We start from the raw sequence: 22,136 nt of genomic DNA on the forward strand, positions 1-22,136 counted from the left end.
TTAGTTTCCTGAAATGCTTTCAGTGATCACATCTTCTAAAATCGTTAATCCTATGTTCAGCACATCTTCTTCAATATTAAGTGGCAGCATTAGTCGGATGGTTTGTCCGCTTACACCGCAGTTCATAATAAGCAAACCATTTTCCAGTGCTTTTGATTTAATTTTAGGTACATAGTAAGGAGCAGATTGCAAATCGAATTCAATGCCGATCATCATACCGACTCCACGGACTTCAACAATACCTGGTAAATGACCGATCGAGCTTTGAAGCCTGCGCACAATTTTCGCACCTAGTTTTGCACTGCGTTCGACTAATTTTTCTTCCTCAATAACCTCAATGTTTGCCAATGCCGCTGCACAAGAAACCGGATTTCCACCAAATGTCGAACCATGACCTGCCGTCGGCCATTTTTCATGCAGCTCGCGACTTGCCACAATGGCACCAAGAGGCATTCCGCCAGAAAGGGCTTTTGCCAGTACTAAAATATCAGGCGTCACATTCGCGTGCTCTGCCGCGAACATTTTGCCTGTACGGCCAAATCCTGTTTGTACTTCATCAAAGATAAGCAAAATGCCATGTTCCTCTGTCATCTTTCTTAACGCCTGCAAGAAACTTGGCGGTGCTGGATAATAGCCGCCTTCCCCCATTACCGGTTCAATAATGATTGCAGCTACTCGTGAAGGGTCGACACGTAAATCAAACAATTTCTGAAGCTGATTCAAGCAATATTCTTCAACTTCTTCTTCTCTAATGTTTTTCAACTGGCTGGGATACGGAAATGGTGCATGGTACACTTCGCCTAAAATCGGTTCATAATAACGGCGGTATTTAGAGCTTGAGGCCGTTATGGCTGTTGCTCCTAGTGTGCGGCCATGAAACGATCCTTCAAAAGCAATAATCGCTGGTCTTCCTGTTGCGGCTTTTGCCAGTTTAAGAGCCCCGTCAATTGCTTCCGCTCCAGAATTGGAGAAAAAGACGGTGTCTAAATTTCCAGGAGTGATATGAGCAAGCTTTTCTGCCAAATTTGCCGCCGTTTCATAATAACCATAGTTCAATCCCAGATGTATCAAGGCTTCTGCCTGCTTCTGAATCGCCTCAACCATTTTTTTGTTCGTATGCCCGACAGCGTTGACGGCGACTCCTGAAACGAAATCAATATATTCCTTTCCGTCCATCGTCCAAAATTTGGCGCCATGCGCTTTTTCAATGACAAGCTCGGTCACCCTTGTCATAACCGGTGATAAATGTTTTTTTGCTTTTTCTTGGATTTCTGCTGTTTTATTTTGTAATTTCATAGAGTTCATCCTTTCTTAATTGAAGCTTGAATATGGTGAATGATTCATCTAGAATTCTTACAATCTCATCCATTTCTGTTTTGGTAACATTTAAAGGCGGGCTAATGATAAGGTGTTCCCCCTTTGTGCCGTCAATCGAACCGGAACCGGGGTAAAAAACCGCACCGAGATCCATGGCAATTCCATTCAATCTTTCAGCCGCTTTTTCTGCTGGATCGAACAATAGATCCTGTTCACGATCCTTCACAAGCTCGATCCCCATTAAAAGCCCTCTACCGCGCACATCAGAGACAAAAGCGTGTTTTTGCTTCAACTCCAAAAGCCGGTTGAAAAGGTAAGCACCTTGTTTTTTGACGTTTTCCAGCACCATATCCTGCTTATATACTTCCAATGCAGCTAGGCCGGCTGCAACCGCTACGGGATGCCCGCTATATGTGTAACCGTGAATGAATTTCCCGTCGCTGTTTTCAATGAGCCCTTCGATTACCCGATCATGAACAATCATTCCGGCAAGCGGGGCATATCCCGCTGATACCCCTTTTCCAAAAGTAATCATATCCGGAACGATCCCTATCTGTTCTGTCGCAAAGTTGGTGCCGGTACGACCAAATCCAGTCATCACTTCATCGATAATTAAAAGAATTTGATAACGGTCACACAGCTCCCGAACTTTTTTAAAATACCCGAGCGGCGGCGGTACAGCTCCTTGCTGGCTTCCAACAATCGGTTCGGCTATAAACGCCGATACGTTCTCTGGCCCAAGCTCTAAAATCGTTCTTTCAATATCCGTAACGCACGTCCAGTTTTGTTTCGAAAGACAATCTTCTTTTTGACGATCATAGGGACAACGATGGCAGTAGGGAGAATAGACATGGGCATAGTTTAAAAGATTAGGTGTATAGGCGTGTCTGCGTTTGACATCTCCTCCTGCAGATAAAGAACCAATCGTGTTACCGTGGTACGACTGCCATCTCCCTATAACAATATGTTTTTGATGTCTGCCGGCATCCCGATGATATTGCCTTGCCAGCTTCAGAGTACTTTCATTTGCTTCGGAACCACCGGTTGTAAAATATACTTTATTTAAATCGTCCGGTGCCATTTGGCCGATTGTTTCGGCCAGCTGATGGAGCGCTTTTGTCTCGAAACGCAAAGTATGGACGAAAGCTGCTTTTTTTGCTTGTTCCGCCATAGCCTCGCCGATGGATGATATTCCATGGCCCAGGTTGGCTGCTACTGCTCCCGAGCAGGCATCCAAATATTTTTTCCCGCTTTCATCGAAAAGATAGGAGCCTGCACCATGGGTAATGATTGGATAATCCTTTTTTAAATCACGATGAAACACGTAGTCTTTTTTTATTCCATCCATCTTTCCACCACCATAGCCATTCCTAATCCTCCTGCGACACAAATCGTTGCAAGGCCAAATTGCCGCTTTTGTTTTTCAAGCTCATGACACAATGTAGTGACGATCCTTGCACCGGAACATCCAAGTGGATGCCCTAAGGCAATCGCCCCACCATTAACATTGACGTTGTCTCCTTTTATGCCCCATTCTCGTAAACAGGCAAGACTTTGCGCAGCGAATGCCTCATTTAATTCAATTAAATCGATATCTTCCAAACGGAGCCCCGCCTTTTTCAATGCCATTTGGGATGCCGGCACAGGACCGAGTCCCATTTCTCTCGGCGATACACCCGCTGCAGCAAAAGAACGAATCCTTGCCATCGGGACAACTCCGAGTTGTTTCGCCTTTTCATCGGACATCAACAGCAGCATTGAGCTACCATCATTTCTTCCGGATGAGTTACCGGCTGTTACCGTACCATCCATTTGAAACACAGGCCTTAATGTTCCAAGTGTTTCAATTTCCGTTAATCTAGGGTGCTCATCTGTCGCAAAATTTCTGATCCCTGTTTTTCCTTCCTTTACCGGAACAGGAATAATTTCTTCTTCAAAACGACCCATTTCAATGGCGCGTTTCACTTTCTGCTGGCTTATATAAGCAAATTCGTCTTGTTCCTGGCGGCTAATGTTATATTTTTCAGCCAGCCATTCTGCTGTTTGCCCCATCGTTAAACGGCCGTATATCTCCTCCGGCTGGGATTTTGGCTGACTTTCCGTATTGGAATCGTATAATGTGATATCTCCCATCTTTGTTTCAAATCGACTGCCAACCAAATAATGAGGAGCTTGTGACATGCTTTCAACTCCCCCTGCTAGCACAACGCTAGCCTGTCCGGCCAAAATCGACATAGTTCCGTTTAAAACTGCCTGCATTCCCGAGCCGCATTGCCGATGGACCGTATAAGCAGGAAGCGATTCTGGAAAATGGGCCAATAGTGCAGCGACCCTTGCGATATTCGGAGCATGGGCACTCTGCTTTGTTTGCCCCACGATGACTTCATCGACAATATTGGCACCGTAACCGGAAGCAGAAAGGTTATTTTTCATAATTAGTGAAACCAGCTCTTCTGGACGAGTATTTACCAGTGACCCGCCAAAGCTTCCGATGGCAGTACGAAAGGCATTTACAATGACAACCACTACACGGTCACCTCTTTGCTGTTTTTAAATGACTCAGGAATATGGAAAGGTGCATCCGTTTTCTGCTCCACTTCCCTAAGGGAAACCCCAGGGGACAGCTCGATCAAATGAAGTCCATCTGCCTTTACAGTAAATACCGCCAAATCAGTAATAATTAAATCTACTATTCGTTCGGATGTTATTGGATAGGTTAATTCCTTGACGATTTTTGGCCCCCCCTCAGTATTTGTATGCTTTGTGGTGACAATCACAGTCTTGGAGCCCTCCAATAAATCCATTGCCCCGCCAACACCAAGAACACTTTTTCCTGGTACGGCCCAATTAGCGATCCGACCATTGGCATCGATTTGCAGTGCCCCAAGAATGGAGACACTTACATGCCCTCCGCGAATCATTGCAAAAGAGGAAGCGCTATCAAAAAACGATGCTCCTTCTAATACCGAAACGGGTAGTTTCCCGGCATTGACCAGATTTGGGTCCCTATGCTCCAGATCTGGAGAAGGACCTACTCCAAGAATGCCGTTTTCCGAATGTAAAAACACTTTGACATCTGATGGAATATAATCAGCCACCATCGTTGGAATCCCAATCCCCAAATTGACGATATCTCCAGGCTTTAATTCCTTCGCAGCCCTTGCAGCAATGTATTGTTTTGGATTCATGCTAGTTCCCTTCCTTTACAACGATATAATCCACGTATAAATGAGGGGTTACAATTTCTTCAGGAGAAATTTCCCCTGCCTCCACTATCTCGTCAACCTCTGCAATCACAACATTTGCAGCTGTTGCCATCATTGGATTAAAGTTTCTTGCAGATTGGTTGTAAATGAGATTTCCTAATTGATCCGCTTTTTTCGCTTTAATGAAGGCAAAATCGGCTTTAATTGGTTCCTGGAACACATATTTTTTACCGTTAAGGGCTCTCACTTCTTTGGTTTCGGCGATTTTCGTTCCAACACTGACTGGTGTATAAAATCCCCCGATTCCGGCACCGCCCGCCCGGATAGCCTCAGACATCGTTCCCTGCGGGATAAGCTCTACCTCTAATTCTTGATCCTGATAGGCTTTCACGACTTCAGGATTAGAGGTAAAGTAGGAACCGATCGCCTTTTTCACTTGTTTTTTGCGTACTAAAACTCCAAGACCTCTACCCGGCTCTCCGAGGTTATTACTAATAATCTCTAAGTCTTTCACGTTTCTTTGAGCCAAAGCGTCGATTAAACTGAGCGGACATCCGACTAGTCCAAATCCTCCTACCATAATCCGTGAGCCGCTTTTAACCATTTTTACAGCTTCAGCGCATGTAATTAGCTTGCTCATCCTTTTCCCTACCTCCTCTTGGCTTTTTGTGTGTTTTAACGGTTTGGAAAAATAAAAAACCGGACAAAACATAAATCCTCCATAAAGAATGTGTTCCAAAGAACATTCTATACAAAGTGTTCATGTTTGCCCGGTTTTAATAAGACCATGGAAAGAGGTCATCTTCCCACTTTATTATAACCAAACGTTATGTATTCTTTTGCTTTATGTTATCCCAGTAACGTTGAACTGCCGCCTGAAGGGCCACAATGATCGCTTGCTGGGATGGAGCAAAATAAAAGCTTTGAATTCGTTCTATCAGCGGCTCAAGACCGTCTTGAAGACAGTAACCAATCAGTAGTTTTTGAAAATAGTTTTTCGTTAGTTCTGTTACGAATGTAAATTCGGCGCCGATAATTTTATGCTCTTTCAGTTCCACTTCGAGTACAATTCCCGCATGCTTATACATTTCATACATGGAAGTTCCCTGTGGAGCCTTTGCATATCCTGTAACAATCACTGTTTCCAGTGTTTGCATGCCCCTAATCCTCCTTTCAAAAACCAACTGATCATATTTCTAACACGAGTATACGTGTCAGAAAAAACTATGTCAATAATAATATTCTAAATTTTCAAATATATAAGAGCGCTTACATCACCTAAAAACGGCTTTCTACTATTTTTAATCTCTATATAAATAATTATCTCTTGCTTGACAAAACCCTTCCACAAAGATTAAAAATTTTTTACCAACCACGTTCTGTATTCACCAGTAATCCCACTTTGATGATTGTGAATATTTTTAATTCATTTCTTTTGTTTTTTTATAATAGCATTGAATTTCTCCTGTCACCCCTCTCATATATGGATAATCTTGGACACTTATCCAAAATATTTTTTTCACTTAAAAAATATGCAATTACTGTGCCAATATTAAAAACACCTATTTATAAACAATATAAAAAACAATATGCAAAATTTATTGGCACTCCGTTTCTTATTTTTGCGCAAAACCGCAAAAAATTTATTACCAATAAAATAGACGTACGTTGAATTCAAAAAATGTTATCTTTCGAAAAAAACGAGCATGTAGAAGTATAATGGAAACGAGAATTTTAGATTTTTTATATGAGGATTTTAAGTACAAACTTTATTCTATCTAACACGCCCATGTAAGCAGCCGTAGCTCTCACCGCCCCAACCTCTGTGCTAATTTCCCCTTACTGCACTTTGTGGCTTCGTCCCTCTCATACCACTCTTTATACCTTAAAATAAATGGATATAATAATTCTTCTAGTTTATGAACGGAAGGTACACAAAAAAAGAGGATGCCCTAAAAGTTATACTCTTAGGACACCCTCTCTACTTCTCATTATATTTGTTAGCATCTATAATTTTAAAGACTGCCCCTCAAATGCTTTAACCTCTAATGGTGCAGCTAAGAAATCTTTAGCTTTAGCTACGAACTTATTGAAGTGATCGCTTGAATTGTGACTGGCAACAGCTTGCATATCCTGCCAAACCTCCACCATCATATATACATGTTCATTTTCTACATCTTTTTGAAGGCGATAAGAAATATTCCCGTTCTCTTCTCTTGAAGCGGAAATAAGCGGCTTGATTTCCTCTAGAAACAGATTCTCCTTCGCTGGGTTTATTTGGAATGTAGCATGAATGATAATCATTAAACCTCAATCCCCTCTTGTATATTTTTCATTACTTCCATTGTGCGACTTGGTCAATTGGGAGACGTACAGATGGGTGCCCATTGTCAGCTGCTTTACCAATAGAGATCAACATAACCGGAATATAACGGTCCTTATCCAATCCAAAAGCCTCAGCAATTTGGTCTTTTTCATATCCTCCAATTGGATTTGTATCATATCCATAAGCACGGGCAGCAAGCATTAACTGCATGGATACAAGACCGCCATCTACCAAAACAACCTCTTTCATCTCTTCGCGTGAAATGGTTTCAAAGTAGCTAGAAAAGGATGCCTGAATTCGCTCTTTTACCTCTAAAGGCATTAATCCCTTATCTACAGCTGCCCCGTAGATATCTTCGAACTTCTCAAAATTATTCAAATCACCAAAAACCGCAATAACAGCTGATGATGTTTCAACCTGGGTCTGATTGAACCGAGCTAAAGGGGCAAGTTTTGCTTTTGCCTCAGAGCTTTCGATCACAAGAAAACGCCATGGCTGCATATTTACGGAAGAAGGAGCACGTGTTGCGAAGGTAAGAATTTCTGCCATCTCTTCGCGGCTAATTTTTACGGATGGATCGTAATTCTTTATGGAACGGCGTTCTGTTACAATTTTTTTAAAATCATTCTTTACTTGTGCTGTTGTCATGATGGTCATTCTTATATTCTCCTCTTTTCCCATTAAGCATTTATTCTAATGTTATTAACCATTTTAGACAAAATTGATATAAAGTGTCTAAAATGATATCTATGTATAAACATACTCCACTTTCTGTTAGTTGTAAACTGTGAAGAATTGGATTATCAAACTCTTCATTCACTTTATTGGATTATGATATAATTTCGGGATAAAGGAAGTGGTACTTTGAGAAAAATCGCACCTGATGAAAGACAGATGATGAGAAAAATCCATGTAAAAAAATTGATCCCTCTCGTTCGTACGCAAGGATTTCTTTCCCTTACTATTCAAGATATCGCCGACACGATTAATTTGAGCCGGGCTTCCTTATATAACTATTTTTCTTCCAAGGAAGATATCATCATGGAACTGACCAATCTCTGCATTGATTATATAAATGAAGCGGGTCAAACTATTACGAACGAAGATTTATCGTATCCACTTCGTCTTCAAAAAGTGTTTGAACAGGCTGTTTTTTCAGCTGCATATGCTTCAGATATTTATTTACATGACCTAAAAAAAAGCTGCCTACATCTTTATGAAAAAAAAAGGCAATCAAGAAAAGAACAATTGTCCATTATTCATACTTTTTATCAAAATGGCATGAAAGCACAGGTGTTTAACGAATTAAATGCCTCAATACTCATAATTCAGGATGAAGCGGTACTAGGGAAATTAGTGAATACCTCCTTCTTAATGGAAGAGGATTTGTCCTTGAAACAGGCGCTATTCGATTACTATGTGGCGAAGAAAACCCAGGTACTTACGCCTGCATACCTGCAAAACACGGAAGATGACGATGTCCATGCCATGATAGAGTCCATCCTGAAAAAACTAGCAGCCATCTAACTACTAAAAAAAAGCTGTCATTTGTATGACAGCTTTTTTCAATGCTATATGAATTTAAGTATTTGATGTAATTATTTTATATGAAGATATCACAAGGAAGCAGGAAATTCGAACCAAGCCCCTGCTTCCTCGTTACTATATTGTTGCCCCTGCCAAGGAATCTCATTTTAACACATTACATACTAACTTGCCATGTCCATACTAACAAGGCATTCTTTATAACTACATTAGAAAAAAATTCAATTCTATGAATTGATGATATGAAACAGGGGAACCTACCTAGAAATTAGGAAGAATCAACACACAAAAAAATGAGTTATAATTATTCTCCCGATTCCTCCTAATAATAAGATTGAAAACATTAATTTAAGGAGGTCTCATATGCCACAGGATCAACAAGCTAAAGAGAATTTAGGCTCTGGATCTATTATGAATCCAGAATTTGCTGGAACTGATGCACAAAAAGTAAAACAAGAAATAAAAAAAGATGTAAGCCAGGGACAAGGGGCAATCACTTCCCGAGAGGCAGGATCATTACGCGATTAAAAAACCACGCCATGTGGTTTTTTTATTTTCCTGCCTTACACTCATTATTTTGTATTTTTGTAATGGCCTGTCCCTCATCCTGCATAAAAATGTAGAAAGGGGGATTTTTCATGAAAATGTATTTATCAGCCAATAGATTAATTAGATATGCGGTGGCCTATGTTTTTATTACCTCTTCACTCATGAAATTAATGAGTCCCAATGTAGCCAATCATTTTCTTGGACTAGGGCTCCCTTATCCTCACCTAATGTTAAAGCTTATCATTTTCCTCGAATTTGGTTGCGGAATTTTACTATTAGTCAATAAATCTGTAAAAAATGCAGTGGTACCACTAATTGGAATCATGATCGTCGCCCTTTTAGTAACAAAGGTTCCCTTATTACACACAGGTTTCCTTCCATTTGCCTTTCAAGCACGTTTAGATATTGTGATGTTACTTTCACTAGTTTATCTATACAAGCAATATCCTAGGTAATCCTTTCGTGTGTTAAAATACTACTATCTATTTATGATTTGGTGAGTGAACACACTATGAAACTAAAAGACAAGGTAAAGTCGCTGCCGCTAACTCCTGGGGTGTATTTGATGAAAGACGCCCATGGTCATATCATTTATGTTGGAAAAGCTAAAAGCCTAAAGAAGCGAGTCCAGTCTTATTTTCAACATTCCAAAGCCCATACTCAAAAAATCAAAAAAATGGTTTCTAACATTTTTGACTTTGACTATGTGCTTACTGATACTGAATTTGAAGCCTTTTTACTGGAATGTAACCTAATCAAGGAATTAAAGCCACATTTTAATAAAAAAATGAAAAGTCCCCAATCCTATATTTACCTCGTGATAAAAATGGTTGCAGGCAAGCGGGTTCTGGAAATGGCCAGCTCCATTGAGGAGAATGACGGGAATCTATATTTCGGTCCTTTTCTTAACAAGTACACTGTTGAAAGAGCCATCACCGGAATAAAAGATGTTTTTAAAATAAACTGCAGCAACCCGTCGATGAAACATGGACCGTGTTTAAATTATTCTTTAGGATTGTGTATGGGAGTGTGTCTTGGAGGTTCCGCTTTAGCACAATATAACCGAATATTGGACAAAATCATTGCATTTTTGAACGGGACGGACTCCGAAATACTGGAGGAAATCGGGCAAAAGATGGTAACTGCATCCGAACAATATCAGTTTGAAGTTGCGGCAAAATATCGGAACATCCTTGGAACTATCAATGCCCTCCTTTTTAAGGAGAAGGTCATCGAGTTCACAGAGGCAAATCAAACTATTGTGGTCGTTGAATCCTTAACTGAGTCTACCTTTAAACATTTTCTTATTAAGGGTAACAAGGTTTTATATAGAGAAATACTAAATAATGAACAACCGTTCGAGACCATCAAGATGAATCTATCAACTTATTTAAAACAAAGCCCGCTCAACACTCGCATTGTAGTCAGTAAAGAGGAACTTGATGAGGCGCAAATTATCTATAATTATTTAAAAAGCGGCCATTGCCGTTATCGTATTATCCCTAATGCTTGGCTTGAGGCAGGGAATGATTTGCTTATTGAAAATGTACTTGAAGAATTACTAAATGAAATTCTCCAAAAAGAGAGTCAAAATTTGTTTGAAAGGTAGTCCAAATCATGTCTTGTTTTATATCTAAAAAAGATGTACCTTTCCATCCATAAACCTTTTAGTGGAATTAGCTATAATCAAAAAAACCACCTTCCCTTCCATTAAAAGGAAAAGTGGTTTTATAATGTTAATTATACGTTATTACCTTTGTTAATTAGTTGCCTTTTTTTCTTGCCCATTATATTTCGAACCTTTTGAATAGGAACACTAGAAATGATCAGTAATGCAGCAAAATAGTCCGTTATGGTAAGTTTTTCACCCAACAATATAACAATAAACACAAGAGTAACAAATGGTGTAAAGAACGTAAAACTTGCGATTAAAGAAGCGGGAGAATATTTCAGTGCCCGAAAATACAGGAAAAACCCTAATACAATGTTGCTGATACTCAACCATGTAACACCTAAAAAGTCTGTTCTATGAGGAAGGATAAACTCAGAGGATATAAGTATCGCTCCAACAGATAAAACAAAGGCTGTAATGGTTATAAAAAAGGTGCTGAGAAACATGTCTTTTTGGTTCTTCTTAATGAGGTTCGTAAAGAGCCCCCAACTTACTGCGGCTAACATTGCAAAAAAGTCTCCCTTTAAGTTCGTAAAGGTAAGATTTGCCAAATCACCTTTTGTTACAAGGAGAACAGTTCCCATAAACCCCATACCAATTGAGAGCACCTTGTATACAGTTAACTTTTCTTTATGGATAGGTATAGCAAACAAAACAATAAAAATAGGAAATAGATAATTAAGCATGGATGCTTCTACAGCAGGGATGCGTTCAAGGGATTTCAAGTAAAAAAAGTCATAAAGAAAAGTAAAGGATCCACATGAAATTATTAATGCAAACTCTGATCTTTTCCAAGAGCGGATTACACTGAATTTCACTTTGAAAACAACTATAACAAAAAAAACAGCAACTCCAATTCCATACATATAAAACAACACTTGATAGCTATCTAGGTTGTTTAAGAGTAGTTTACTTACGGCTGCAAGTGACCCCCACATAAGCAGTAAAATCGGCATTAAAAATAGAGGACTTTTTGTTATATCCATTTTTTGATTTTTCATATTGTAAGGTTTCCTATCAACAATTTGTCATATAGGGTCTATTATAGTATTTCCCTAGAATTTTTGCATTATTTTAAATACTGTTAATTGTAAAAAGCCGTACAAAAAAATTGTAAACGGCTTTATTCTCTAAATTTGTTTTTGATACTAATAGGACTATAATTACGTATAGTTGAAATAGACCTCTAAGAAAAATCCTTCTGCTATTTTTCTGCGATAATTATGAGGAAAATGCGTATTCTTTACTGACAAAAAAATGATAGAGCGCCCCATAAAGGTTGGCATCATTCTGAAACTTACAAGCAACAACAATAGGATTTGCAGTATGCAACGGGTTGGCCTTTTTGATTTCATCTAAAGCCCATTGGATTCTTTCAATTAAAATGGGCTGAGCACTAATTCCTCCACCAATTGCAAAAATTTCCGGGTCTAAAATATAGCTAAGGTTTAATATTTGCGCTGCTAAGTAAAGGCAATATTCATTAAAAATGGCATTGGCTTCGACATCGTTGTCCTTAATATACTTAAAAACCTGTATTCCATCTGTTGTATCTTTCATGTTCTTTATTTCGGCAATCTTTTTTACCATTTCAACAGCAGAACAAACCAAACCAAAATATTCGACTTCTTTTGTTTGTGTATCAATTGCATTATTGATATAACTTACCTCTCCAGCAGAAAGATGGACTCCCCGATGAAGTTTTCCATCAATAATGATTCCTCCCCCTACTGCACTTCCAAGTACGAGGACCACTGAATTCTTAGTATCCTTTACACTTCCAAGCCACAATTCCGCTAAAGCCGCACACTTTGCATCATTTTCTATAAACACATCGAGATCGTATTTCTTTTCAATTTTATTTTTTAGATTGACTTGATGTAAAAATGGGAATGAACCGCCATTATAAATCATCCCTGTATCTACATCAATGGTACCTGGACAACTGATCGCAATTCCCTTTATTTCATTTAATAAATGCGCATCAATAATCGAATAAATCACACTTTCAAAATCAGTTAAATTTGTTCTTGGAATTGGCTGTTTACCTTTGCTTATAATATTCGCTGCTGCATCCATTAAGGCATACTTAACAAAGGTGCCCCCTATATCAATAACTAAATACATACTAATCACCTTTCTACCGAAAAACTTTAGAATGATCCCTTATAATTGAAATCTGGAATATCCGTCCAACGTCTGCGGAGTTCATGGGCGACATACTTTGGTTTACGTTCACGGGTAAAGATCCCTTTTTTATTTCCCTGAACACGGATAATCCCTTGACTGGTTGCAAAATCTGCGAAGTTCCACACTTGTTCGCCAACAAACTGGGTAAATTCATCAAACACTTCATGATTGGCCCGATAGAACTCTACTTGATATTCTTCTGTAAACATAACTGGCTCTACATCATGCAATCCTGCAACGGTATCGGCACCATATTCAGTCATCATAAACGGTTTGTTCGGACATCGTTTAAGCCAGCCATTAAATTCTGCACGAAGTTTTTCTTTTGCTGAAGCGAAATTGCCTCCATCAACATACCAGCCGTAATATCGATTAAAGGTAAGGATATCGAGTAGTTCCGCAACTTGGTCTTTTTCTGGTGAAGATTCAATTTGTGTTACGAGTGTAATAGGTCGTTTTTGCGGGTCAAGTTCTCTTGCCAGTTCAACTAGGGGCTTAAAGTATTCATATGCTCCCTCTTCCTCTGATGCAGGTTCATTTGCTATATTCCACATAACCACCGACGGATGGTTCTTATCGCGTTCAATTAATTCCTTGATAACCTGTTGATGGTGCTCGAATGTTTTGAGCTCCTTCCAAGTATTACGCAGATTCCCTCCGTTATACATGACCATCATATTCAAGTGCAAACCAACGGCTGGTACTTCATCAATGACGACAAATCCTTCACGGTCAGCAAGACGCATGATTTCTTCCGAATATGGGTAATGGGCCGTACGGAAGGAATTAGCTCCGATCCATTTCATTAGGTTGAAGTCCAAAACATTTGCGGCTTCATCAAATCCTCTTCCATGGATGGGTGAATCTTCATGTTTACCAAAGCCTTTAAAATAAAATGGTTTATTATTAATCAGGAACTTCCCTTCTTTTATCGCCACCGTCCTGACACCAAATGGCTGTTCATACACATCAACGGTTTTCCGACCCATTTCCAACTCGACACGGAGTGTATACAAGTAGGCATTTAATGGCTCCCACAGCCTAACATTTGGAATGCTGATTTCTCCTTTAGTTCCTGATGCCTCACCCACGACATCACCGGATTCATTTATCACCTTCACTTTTACATGTGTGGAACCAATCATATCTACACAATAGTGAACCAGTCCATCTATTTCCGTTACGATGGTTACATCCTTCACATAAGTGGTCGGTGTGGTATAAATTTTAACGGGTCTGTGTATACCAGCATAGTTAAAAAAGTCAAAGTTTGGCTGGTTGCGGATTACTTTACCCTTGCCGGGAATCTCCTTTTCCGTTACAAAGCCAACCGGTAAGGTAGTCTCATCAACTATATTATTGACAGCAACCGTTAATCGATTTTTCCCTTTTTGTAAAAAATCATTGATTTCCGCCTCAAAAGGTAAGAAACCACCTTTATGCTCGACTACAAGTTCCCCATTTAGATATACTTTTGCCAAATGGGTAGCAGAACCAAATCGCAAAACCACCCGTTCAGCGGTAAGAATATGTGGAATGGTTATTTCTCGCTCATACCAAACCCAGCCAACATGGTCACGTATATTTGCATGCACCCCAATATCATTAAACGATGAAGGAACAGCCATGCTTCTAGCATCAGACAATTTGGCATTATGCCACTTTTCTTGAAATCCAATTCCTGGATCAAGTTTAAAATTCCAAATTCCATTTAAATCTATAATACTACGTGTTTCAGTAACAATTGGATATAACATTTCAAACTCTCCTCTTCAACTACTAGATTCTGTATCTTGAATGATTGGCAATGAATCCAAGTTTTCTAAATATATTAGTTTGATTAAAGGGAGATAGTTAAAGGTGTTCCTAACTATCTCCTTTCTTTCATGCACTTTTACCAGAATTCATTTCATTTCTTTTTACTTCTATATCATTTACAAGTTGAGCCGTACGTTTTTTATTTAAAGGGTATAAGAATGCAAGAAATATAAACACCAACAATAGACCAATTGCTGGTATTAAAGTAGCCAGAGTATGGATTCCATGAAGTGTACTTTGAGATTGTGCCTGGAGGGCTGGATTATAGCCAACCGCTGCAACCGCTACACCACCTATACCGCCGGCAACAGCCTGTCCTACTTTACGGGCAAAAGAGTAGAGTGAATAAATGGTTCCATCTTCACGTAAACCGGTTACATATTCATGGTAATCAACTAAGTCCGTAATGAACGCCCAACTAACTAAATTAAATAGGGCATAACCAAACATGCCGATTGATAAAATCGCAAGGTATTGTATGGCAGACAAATTTGGCAATAGGTATAAAATGAAATAGACCATTGTTGCAAGCAAAAACCCTGCCGAAGCAACTTCTTTTTTCCCAAACTTTGATACCAATGGTTTAACAAGCGGCATCCCAATAAAAATCGTTGCTGCTTGAACAAGGCTTAGCATACTTAATATTTTTGCATTTCCGAAGTAATCCTTAAACAAATAAGTATTGACAGTTCCCATTAACATTAAACTAATTAAGAATATTAGAGATCCAATAAGAAAAACGATTAATGGCTTATTCTTGGAAATACCTTTTAGCGTTTTGGCCAAATTAACATTTGGTTTTGCGCTTTCATTTATGACTACTCTTTCAACACTTAATTTATAGCAAGCCATATAACTTGAGATTGACAGAATTCCGAAAATGATTGCGGCCATTAGAAAGTGATTAGCATCCGCTTTATTATTTACAAACATGAGCAATGGTCCGATAACTCCGACAATTAACTGAGCCAAAGTCGCTCCAAGAGATCTCCAAGTTGATAAAGTGGTCCGTTCTACTGGGTCCCCTGTAATCACAGAAGCCATTGAGCCGTATGGGATATTAACCGTACTATACAAGGTTCCCCATAGAATGTAGGTTACATAAGCATACGCTGTATAAAATCCATTTGACATCCCTGGAATATGGATAAACATTAATACCCCTGAAATCACAAGCGGGAATGACATTCTATAAATCCAAGGTTTGAATTTCCCGTTTTTCCCTGCTTTCCTTGTATCAATAAAGCGTCCCCACGAAATGTCTGCAACTGCATCCCACAAACGGGCTAACAAGAATAACCCTCCTACACTAGCAGGATTGAGATGAAAAACGTCAGTATAATAGACCATCAAAAAGGATCCGACAAGTCCAAAAAAGAAATCATTACCAAAATCACCAAATAGATACCCAACCTTATCTTTGAAACCAAAAGGACGCATATTAGTCACCTCGGAAATTTTTTATATTAGATAATTGCTAAACATAAATGACAGCTTTGACGGCCAAAACATGTATACGATTACATTTTAGTTAAAATTAAGTATTGTGCAATCCCTGACAAAGGTGCTTAATTCAAGCAATCCTACTAGTTACCTATCTAAATATCTGTCCCTCTCCTCCCTATTTAGGTTTTTGAAATCGATTTCTTAAACAGATTATAGTTTTTATTTTCAATAAATTATGGTATGTTTTACAGATAAAAAGGATGAATTACAGATAAGTTTTTATTCTTCTTTTATACGAGATTGGAGGATTAGTAGTGGGGATTTTTAAACAAGAGGAGATTAATTATATTTGTACATTAGCTTTTAACATGTATAAAATACCTGTTTACTTTTACAATCATCGTGGTGAGTTAGTCTATGATGCCGCCCCTAATTCTCTGTATAATCCCTTGTATCCTTCTAATTCAGCAATCATCGCTGAGCTTTTTTCGGGAACGGGACTTCATAATTTTCCAGTATTAAAGGAAACAAAATACCTGGAGAAATTTTTTTCAATTAGTGTCCATTCTAACCATCAATTGAACGGAAATATAATTGTTGGCCCTGTCCTTAATTTTAGAATGACTGAGGAAACCATCAATGGGACCTTAAGAGACCTGCAAATCAAAGTAAATAAAGAGGAAATGATTCGTTATTATACTGAACTTCCTGTCATAAGTAATTTTAATTTTATTAATATGAGCATGGTTATTTATTACATGGTTTATCAACAACCATTGTCGTTAGCAGATATCTTGCACAATAATGAGGGAGTAGAAAAAGCACGGATTGAGGTAGAGACTCCGGATTCTCGAATAACCGAAGGACGTCAAACCAAAATGGTTCATACTGATATATCCATTGAAAAGAAATTCTTAAATTATATAAAGCTGGGAAAAAAGGATAAATTATTAGAAAGTTTCCACGCTATTCAAAAACAAGGAAAAAAAGGAGTACTATCAAAGACAAGTTATGTGCGGAGTCAAAAAAATCTGGCTATTTCAATCATAACACTCGCAACAAGGGCAGCCGTGGAGGGTGGACTTTTTCAAGAAATAGCCTACAACCTTAGTGATTTGTATATACAGAAGCTGGAAGAACTAACTGAAAGTAAAGCAGTCGATCAATTAGTAGAAACTGCCCTTTTAGAATTCGCAGAACGAGTGGAAAATAGTAAAAAACATAAATATTCCAAACCCATAAATATGTGCCAAAATTATATTTTTAACCATCTTTACGAGAATATAACACTTTCTCAACTAGCTGAATTAACTTCCTTGAATCCCAATTATCTATCCAATCTTTTTAAGAAGGAAGTAGGTGTTTCATTTCTTCAATATATCCAACAGACTAGGATAGAGGAAGCAAAAAACTTATTGTCATATTCTTGCTATACCTTAGCTGAAATTTCCACACTTCTTAACTTTCATGATCAAAGTCATTTTGCAAAGATTTTTAAGAAATTTGCTGGTGTAACGCCAAAACAATTTATAAATGGGAATATGGAAAGATAATTTTTCATTTTGAAGGAAAAAAGTAGTAAAGGAAAGAAATGAATAGAGGACAACGAACAGAGGTGATAATATGTTAACAAAAGAAGAATTAGCTTCCATTAAAGAACTTCAAAATGTTTGCGAGCAGGCTGACAGTTTCAAACTAAAGCTTAATTTTGACATGCTTGAAAATAGAGAAGGGAAAGAGAAAGAAGACTTCTTTCATTATGAAGACGATAAGCTTGTCGGTTTTCTCGGCAGCTATGGCTTTGGCAACAAAGTGGAGCTTTGCGGAATGGTCCACCCAGATTACCGCCGTAGAGGTATTTTTACTAATTTGCTAGCTTTGGGACTTGCGGATTCAAAACGACGAAAATTTCAAACGATTTTATTAAATGCTCCAACAGACTCTCAATCGGCAAAGGAATTCTTAAAAAATATCCCATGTGCTTTTTCGGTTGCCGAATATCAAATGAAATGGCAAAAAACAGGATTAATTGAAGACTCTGCTGTTACCTTAAGGCCTTCTACCACAGCTGAGGATTTTGAAACAGAAGTACAGCTTGAAGTCTTGGCCTTTGGATTTGAAGAGAAAGAATCGCGGAAGTTTAATCTGAAACTCAGAGAAAACCACTTTGAGGAAAATTTCATTATTGAAGTTGATGGGAAACCTACCGGTAAAATGCGCGTGGCTGAATCCGATGGTGAAGCTTGGATTTATGGGTTTGCCGTGTTTCCTGAACTCCAAGGGAAAGGAATTGGCAGAAGAGCTCTTTCCAGGATTGTCAATCTGGAGGATCAAAAAGGCTTATCCATTTTCCTTGAGGTAGAAGCAAAGAATGCGCATGCCCTTAGGCTCTATGAATCATGTGGATTTAGAAGCTACCATTCTCAGGATTATTATCTATATCAAAAATAGTTTAAAGAGCCTTTTTATGATCTCCATAAAAGGCTCTTTAACTTTGTAGATTCTTGTAAAAAATACCTACTCGTTTGTTTCATCAAGGTACACTTTTCGGCTTTAATTTATGTTATAATGAAAGAGTTTACATAGGTGTTAATTACCTACTTATCTCTCAACAAGAATGGTCTGGAGTTGATAAAAATGAACAATATTTTAGAACGTTTAAACCCCGTTTTTGAGTGGATTACAAAGCTTGCCGGCACCAATCTGTTATGGGTTTTGTTTAACTTCCCGATTGCTTACCTAGTATTATCTTTATTTACTGTTAAAGAGATGTCGCAAATCTCCATGTTAATTATAACCATTGCCGTATTGGCACCATTTATTTTATTTCCTGCAACCACGGCTATGTTCGGCATTGTCAGGAAATGGGTTATGAAAGAAGAAGTGCCAATTATACGATTCTTTTGGAAATACTATAAGGAAAATTATAAGAGGAGCCTCGTCGGGGGATTGATTCTAACTGTTCTTTGGGCCATTGTTGGCATTGACTATTATTATTTTCATTCCCGCATTTTCCTAGGCAGTTACCTATTTTTATTCCTAATGGTTTGGCTGTTCATTATTACTCTTTTCTTTTTTTCTCATACCGTTCATACCGAAACAAAACTTGGACAAGCATTAAAGAATGTGTTCATTTTATCGATTGCTAATCCCATCCTTTCATTTGGAATTGCCATTATCAGTATTGTCATTTTGTATATTAGTTTGATGAAATTAACCTTTCTATTGCCATTTTTCAGCGGCGCGGTTATCTCTTTTCTCGGATTCTTTGCCTACTATAAGGTATTCACAAGGATTGTTCAAATAGAACAAAGTGCTTCAGTAGAAAAAAACATGATAGAAAGCTAAGTTACCTGTGGTTGGCAATTTCTAATTTGCGGATAGCAGCAGCTAACTTGTAAATAGCCAGTAACCAAATAAAAATTCCTCTCTAACCGAGAGGAATTTTTCAGATTGTAGACAAAAGGCATCCGGATGTGCCAATCTGGGTGTCTTTTTGTTGTTTTTTTGCTCGTAAGAGCAAAAGTTAGGCCTATCCTATGCTTATTGCTACGCCATTTCTGGACTTATCCAAGTCCAATTGGCCATCTTTTTTAAATTCATGGCAGCAAAAGTAAGCATCGCTTGCATGGACAATTTTTTTAGGCCTCTTAAGGTTGTCCAACGCATACCATGCTTTTCCTTGGCATCTGCAAAAACACGTTCAATGGTTTCTTTGCGTTTTGCGTAAATGCTTTTATTCTCTTGTGTCGAACGAAGATATTCGGCTTCTTCTATATGGTGTTCCCAGACATGACGCTGAATGAGTTTTTTATGTTCCTTACTCTGCGTGCATTTTGAAAGTAAGGGACATTTTTCACATTCAATCGGATTAGAGAAGTATTGACGGTAGCCTTCCTTCGTCGTAGTTGCATACTTCAATACTTGTCCTTGCGGACAGATATAACAATCGTAGTATTCATCATAAACATATTCATATTTTTTCATGTACCCCTCTTTCGTACGAGGGCGAGTATAAGGTAAAGCAGGTGTCATATCATTTTCAAATATGTATTGGGCAATAGCAGGTGTTTTATATCCAGCATCAGCAGCAACAGCAGAAGGTTTTCCTTGTTTCTCGATTACCTTTTCCAATAGTGGTTCGAAAATGACACTATCATGGACATTCCCAGGAGTTACAATTGCCCCTAATACAAAACCATTTCGATCAGCGGCCGCATGGAATGAGTATGCGAACTGTTTCGTACGCTCGTCTTTTACGTAATAACCACTCTCAGGGTCAGTAGTACTTTTTTTTATTTCCTTAAATTCCTCTTTCTCAAACTTATCTGGTGGAAATGGCTTTTTATCATGTTCTTCACGGTCTTTATTAATCTCTTCTTGTAGTCTTGCTTCGTATGCTTTCGTTTCTTTTCTAACTAATTTCTTCTCGAATTTATGTTTATTTGCACTTGCTTTTACATGGGTTGAATCTATAAATACATGCTCGCTACTAATCAATTTCTTATCAGAGGCTTCCTTCAAAATACGATAGAAGATCTGTTCAAATAAATCTGTATCTTTAAAACGTCGTTCGTAATTTTTACCGAAGGTAGAGAAGTGAGGCACTTTATCATAAAATCCAAAGCCTAAGAACCAACGATAAGCCAAATTTGTTTCGATTTCTTCAATAGTTCTTCGCATAGATCGAATACCGAAGGTGTATTGGATGAATGCCATCTTAATTAATATCACAGGATCAATGCTTGGGCGTCCTCTTTCAGTAGAATACATTTCTTGAACCAGGGGATAGATAAATGAAAAATCAATAGAAGCTTCTAACTTGCGTACTAAATGGTTGGCCGGCACAAGTTGTTCTAAAGCTATCATTTCTAATTGGTCACGATTTATCTGTGTATTCTTACTTAACATCTTATCCACCTCAAAAAAATTATCTATATCCCAATTATACAAAAAAGACTGCCTACAAACCCTTAATTTTTTCGGATTTGTCGACAGTCTGAAAAATTCCTCTCTAACCGAGAGGAATTTTTATTTGGTGTGTCCTATTTAATTATGAAGATCCACTCTAGCTTTAATAACCCTAAAGCTATCCTCCGTTTCTTCCACTTCATAAATCTTAGCCCGCGATTCAGGTGTACTGAATGGATGATGAAGAATAAGCATCCAATCCCCTTCAAATGTTTTGAACAGCATCCCGTGTCCACTATCACCAACAACCAACGGATCCAGTTGCTCCCAAGGCCCTTCTAACTTACCTGACCTAGATCTAGCCATCGTTTGGACATACCCCTCATTGTTATAGCTTGACCACAGCATCATAAGGTGACCACCATATGTCCGGTATAATTGACACCCATCCGAAACGTAAACTGACGGCTTCACATCAGGCCTTCGTTCAGCATTAATCCATGGGGCATCTGAAGCTTTAAAAAGATGTTGCGGTTCCCCATCAGCTGCAGATAAATCATCTTTTAGTGGAATAGCCTCAAACGTACCATCAATGACCTGAATCCATTCATGACAATAAACCATCCATGGCTTTCCATCCTCATCCACATATAAGGTTCCGTCTAATGTCATGAAGTTTCTAGGCGGCACTGGCCCATCCGTTTTTAGTAATTCAAATGGTCCATCTGGCGAATCAGATACAGCAATGCTTGTGCCACGAAGATGATTAGTATTCCACACTTCCGGCGGTTCTGCTAGCTTCGTATCTCTATTATGAAGAGTCACGAATAAATAATATTTATCATGGTACTGGTGAACCTCTGGTGCCCATGTACCATGCTGTGGATGAGCCCAAGTTCCATCAGGAACCTCGAAAACGACAAATGGTCCCTCCCAATCAAGTAAATCTTTACTTTTATAAGCTAATACTCCATTTCTTTCTAAATCGGTTAATTCCCAATCTCCGGTTGTATATAAATAATAAGTATCTGTTTCTTTATGCGACAAAACGAACGGGTCGTGTGCAGGAATATCAATAAGCCGGTGCCCCTTTTGGGGATTCGATGTGTCAGAGGCGTTATTATACGGCATCTAAGCATCTCCTAACTAGTATATT

The 22,136-nt window shown here is 38.5% G+C and carries 21 protein-coding genes; 7 read left to right on the forward strand and 14 right to left on the reverse strand.

Going from position 1 to position 22,136, the window contains the following annotated elements; translation table 11 throughout:
• The 8 genes from L1999_RS17895 to L1999_RS17930 form a co-directional block, all read right to left on the reverse strand.
• Positions 1–1,296: an aspartate aminotransferase family protein gene (locus tag L1999_RS17895; RefSeq protein WP_235739798.1), complete on the reverse strand. Its 1,296-nt coding sequence runs from the start codon at positions 1,294–1,296 to the stop codon at positions 1–3.
• Positions 1,280–2,665, reverse strand: coding sequence for an aspartate aminotransferase family protein (locus L1999_RS17900; protein ID WP_235739799.1), 1,386 nt, complete (start codon positions 2,663–2,665; stop codon positions 1,280–1,282). Before L1999_RS17900 ends, L1999_RS17895 begins: the two co-directional genes overlap by 17 nt.
• Entirely contained in the window at positions 2,653–3,843 is a 1,191-nt protein-coding gene (locus tag L1999_RS17905; RefSeq protein ID WP_235739800.1) for a thiolase family protein, read from the reverse strand. Before L1999_RS17905 ends, L1999_RS17900 begins: the two co-directional genes overlap by 13 nt.
• A complete protein-coding gene (locus L1999_RS17910; protein WP_235739801.1) occupies positions 3,843–4,505 on the reverse strand; it encodes a 3-oxoacid CoA-transferase subunit B in 663 nt (220 codons plus the stop codon). Before L1999_RS17910 ends, L1999_RS17905 begins: the two co-directional genes overlap by 1 nt.
• A 1-nt stretch (position 4,506) precedes the next feature.
• The gene (locus tag L1999_RS17915) at positions 4,507–5,163 is read right to left on the reverse strand and encodes a CoA transferase subunit A (protein WP_235739802.1); all 657 of its coding nucleotides are present in this window, start codon (positions 5,161–5,163) and stop codon (positions 4,507–4,509) included.
• Positions 5,164–5,350: 187 nt separating this feature from the next.
• Positions 5,351–5,680: a DUF3870 domain-containing protein gene (locus tag L1999_RS17920; protein ID WP_235739803.1), complete on the reverse strand. Its 330-nt coding sequence runs from the start codon at positions 5,678–5,680 to the stop codon at positions 5,351–5,353.
• 850 nt (positions 5,681–6,530) lie between these two features.
• Positions 6,531–6,827: a putative quinol monooxygenase gene (locus tag L1999_RS17925; protein WP_235739804.1), complete on the reverse strand. Its 297-nt coding sequence runs from the start codon at positions 6,825–6,827 to the stop codon at positions 6,531–6,533.
• A gap of 31 nt (positions 6,828–6,858) precedes the next feature.
• Positions 6,859–7,497 (reverse strand): nitroreductase family protein, encoded by a 639-nt coding sequence (locus tag L1999_RS17930; protein WP_235744390.1) that lies wholly within the window; start codon positions 7,495–7,497, stop codon positions 6,859–6,861.
• A gap of 216 nt (positions 7,498–7,713) precedes the next feature.
• Between L1999_RS17930 and L1999_RS17935 the strand changes: the two genes are divergently transcribed.
• The 4 genes from L1999_RS17935 to L1999_RS17950 all read left to right on the forward strand — a co-directional run bounded on the left by L1999_RS17935 (position 7,714) and on the right by L1999_RS17950 (position 10,552).
• Positions 7,714–8,376, forward strand: a complete 663-nt coding sequence (locus L1999_RS17935) for a TetR/AcrR family transcriptional regulator (RefSeq protein WP_235739805.1) — start codon at positions 7,714–7,716, stop codon at positions 8,374–8,376.
• Positions 8,377–8,757: 381 nt separating this feature from the next.
• Positions 8,758–8,922, forward strand: coding sequence for a hypothetical protein (locus tag L1999_RS17940; RefSeq protein ID WP_235739806.1), 165 nt, complete (start codon positions 8,758–8,760; stop codon positions 8,920–8,922).
• Positions 8,923–9,032: 110 nt separating this feature from the next.
• Complete coding sequence (locus tag L1999_RS17945) at positions 9,033–9,398, forward strand: DoxX family protein (protein ID WP_235739807.1); 366 nt, start codon at positions 9,033–9,035, stop codon at positions 9,396–9,398.
• Between the two features lie 56 nt (positions 9,399–9,454).
• Positions 9,455–10,552 (forward strand): GIY-YIG nuclease family protein, encoded by a 1,098-nt coding sequence (locus tag L1999_RS17950; RefSeq protein ID WP_235739808.1) that lies wholly within the window; start codon positions 9,455–9,457, stop codon positions 10,550–10,552.
• A gap of 131 nt (positions 10,553–10,683) precedes the next feature.
• Here L1999_RS17950 and L1999_RS17955 read toward each other — a convergent pair whose 3' ends face one another.
• The 4 genes from L1999_RS17955 to L1999_RS17970 form a co-directional block, all read right to left on the reverse strand.
• Complete coding sequence (locus L1999_RS17955) at positions 10,684–11,616, reverse strand: DMT family transporter (protein ID WP_235739809.1); 933 nt, start codon at positions 11,614–11,616, stop codon at positions 10,684–10,686.
• A 220-nt stretch (positions 11,617–11,836) separates the two neighbouring features.
• The gene (locus tag L1999_RS17960; RefSeq protein ID WP_235739810.1) at positions 11,837–12,742 is read right to left on the reverse strand and encodes an ROK family protein; all 906 of its coding nucleotides are present in this window, start codon (positions 12,740–12,742) and stop codon (positions 11,837–11,839) included.
• A gap of 26 nt (positions 12,743–12,768) precedes the next feature.
• Positions 12,769–14,562, reverse strand: a complete 1,794-nt coding sequence (uidA, locus tag L1999_RS17965; RefSeq protein ID WP_235739811.1) for a beta-glucuronidase — start codon at positions 14,560–14,562, stop codon at positions 12,769–12,771.
• Between the two features lie 127 nt (positions 14,563–14,689).
• A complete protein-coding gene (locus tag L1999_RS17970; protein WP_235739812.1) occupies positions 14,690–16,063 on the reverse strand; it encodes an MFS transporter in 1,374 nt (457 codons plus the stop codon).
• A 320-nt stretch (positions 16,064–16,383) separates the two neighbouring features.
• Between L1999_RS17970 and L1999_RS17975 the strand changes: the two genes are divergently transcribed.
• The 3 genes from L1999_RS17975 to L1999_RS17985 all read left to right on the forward strand — a co-directional run bounded on the left by L1999_RS17975 (position 16,384) and on the right by L1999_RS17985 (position 19,417).
• Positions 16,384–17,622 carry a helix-turn-helix domain-containing protein gene (locus tag L1999_RS17975; protein ID WP_235739813.1) on the forward strand — a complete coding sequence of 413 codons (1,239 nt, stop codon included), beginning with the start codon at positions 16,384–16,386 and terminating at the stop codon, positions 17,620–17,622.
• A gap of 70 nt (positions 17,623–17,692) precedes the next feature.
• Entirely contained in the window at positions 17,693–18,520 is an 828-nt protein-coding gene (locus L1999_RS17980; RefSeq protein ID WP_235739814.1) for a GNAT family N-acetyltransferase, read from the forward strand.
• Between the two features lie 186 nt (positions 18,521–18,706).
• Positions 18,707–19,417 (forward strand): YesL family protein, encoded by a 711-nt coding sequence (locus L1999_RS17985; RefSeq protein ID WP_235739815.1) that lies wholly within the window; start codon positions 18,707–18,709, stop codon positions 19,415–19,417.
• 201 nt (positions 19,418–19,618) lie between these two features.
• Here the strand turns inward: L1999_RS17985 and L1999_RS17990 are convergent, their stop codons facing one another.
• Together L1999_RS17990 and L1999_RS17995 are read right to left on the reverse strand one after the other, a co-directional pair.
• Positions 19,619–20,980, reverse strand: a complete 1,362-nt coding sequence (locus L1999_RS17990) for an IS1182 family transposase (protein WP_235739642.1) — start codon at positions 20,978–20,980, stop codon at positions 19,619–19,621.
• Between the two features lie 138 nt (positions 20,981–21,118).
• Complete coding sequence (locus tag L1999_RS17995) at positions 21,119–22,111, reverse strand: glycoside hydrolase family 43 protein (RefSeq protein WP_235739816.1); 993 nt, start codon at positions 22,109–22,111, stop codon at positions 21,119–21,121.
• Between the last annotated feature and the right edge of the window lie 25 nt (positions 22,112–22,136).

Origin of the sequence: Neobacillus drentensis (assembly GCF_021560175.1) — a bacterium.
Taxonomy (GTDB): Bacteria; Bacillota; Bacilli; order Bacillales; family Cytobacillaceae; genus Neobacillus; species Neobacillus drentensis_A.

What these genes read in the sequence shown, in the direction of transcription:
- L1999_RS17990 (WP_235739642.1), bottom strand. Translation starts at nt 20,980, where the DNA reads ATGTTAAGTAAGAATACACAGATAAATCGTGACCAATTAGAAATGATA.
- L1999_RS17900 (WP_235739799.1), bottom strand. Translation starts at nt 2,665, where the DNA reads ATGGATGGAATAAAAAAAGACTACGTGTTTCATCGTGATTTAAAAAAG.
- L1999_RS17920 (WP_235739803.1), bottom strand. Translation starts at nt 5,680, where the DNA reads ATGCAAACACTGGAAACAGTGATTGTTACAGGATATGCAAAGGCTCCA.
- L1999_RS17955 (WP_235739809.1), bottom strand. Translation starts at nt 11,616, where the DNA reads ATGAAAAATCAAAAAATGGATATAACAAAAAGTCCTCTATTTTTAATG.
- L1999_RS17910 (WP_235739801.1), bottom strand. Translation starts at nt 4,505, where the DNA reads ATGAATCCAAAACAATACATTGCTGCAAGGGCTGCGAAGGAATTAAAG.
- L1999_RS17925 (WP_235739804.1), bottom strand. Translation starts at nt 6,827, where the DNA reads ATGATTATCATTCATGCTACATTCCAAATAAACCCAGCGAAGGAGAAT.
- uidA (WP_235739811.1), bottom strand. Translation starts at nt 14,562, where the DNA reads ATGTTATATCCAATTGTTACTGAAACACGTAGTATTATAGATTTAAAT.
- L1999_RS17985 (WP_235739815.1), top strand. Translation starts at nt 18,707, where the DNA reads ATGAACAATATTTTAGAACGTTTAAACCCCGTTTTTGAGTGGATTACA.
- L1999_RS17980 (WP_235739814.1), top strand. Translation starts at nt 17,693, where the DNA reads ATGTTAACAAAAGAAGAATTAGCTTCCATTAAAGAACTTCAAAATGTT.
- L1999_RS17915 (WP_235739802.1), bottom strand. Translation starts at nt 5,163, where the DNA reads ATGAGCAAGCTAATTACATGCGCTGAAGCTGTAAAAATGGTTAAAAGC.
- L1999_RS17995 (WP_235739816.1), bottom strand. Translation starts at nt 22,111, where the DNA reads ATGCCGTATAATAACGCCTCTGACACATCGAATCCCCAAAAGGGGCAC.
- L1999_RS17970 (WP_235739812.1), bottom strand. Translation starts at nt 16,063, where the DNA reads ATGCGTCCTTTTGGTTTCAAAGATAAGGTTGGGTATCTATTTGGTGAT.
- L1999_RS17960 (WP_235739810.1), bottom strand. Translation starts at nt 12,742, where the DNA reads ATGTATTTAGTTATTGATATAGGGGGCACCTTTGTTAAGTATGCCTTA.
- L1999_RS17940 (WP_235739806.1), top strand. Translation starts at nt 8,758, where the DNA reads ATGCCACAGGATCAACAAGCTAAAGAGAATTTAGGCTCTGGATCTATT.
- L1999_RS17950 (WP_235739808.1), top strand. Translation starts at nt 9,455, where the DNA reads ATGAAACTAAAAGACAAGGTAAAGTCGCTGCCGCTAACTCCTGGGGTG.
- L1999_RS17895 (WP_235739798.1), bottom strand. Translation starts at nt 1,296, where the DNA reads ATGAAATTACAAAATAAAACAGCAGAAATCCAAGAAAAAGCAAAAAAA.
- L1999_RS17945 (WP_235739807.1), top strand. Translation starts at nt 9,033, where the DNA reads ATGAAAATGTATTTATCAGCCAATAGATTAATTAGATATGCGGTGGCC.
- L1999_RS17930 (WP_235744390.1), bottom strand. Translation starts at nt 7,497, where the DNA reads ATGACAACAGCACAAGTAAAGAATGATTTTAAAAAAATTGTAACAGAA.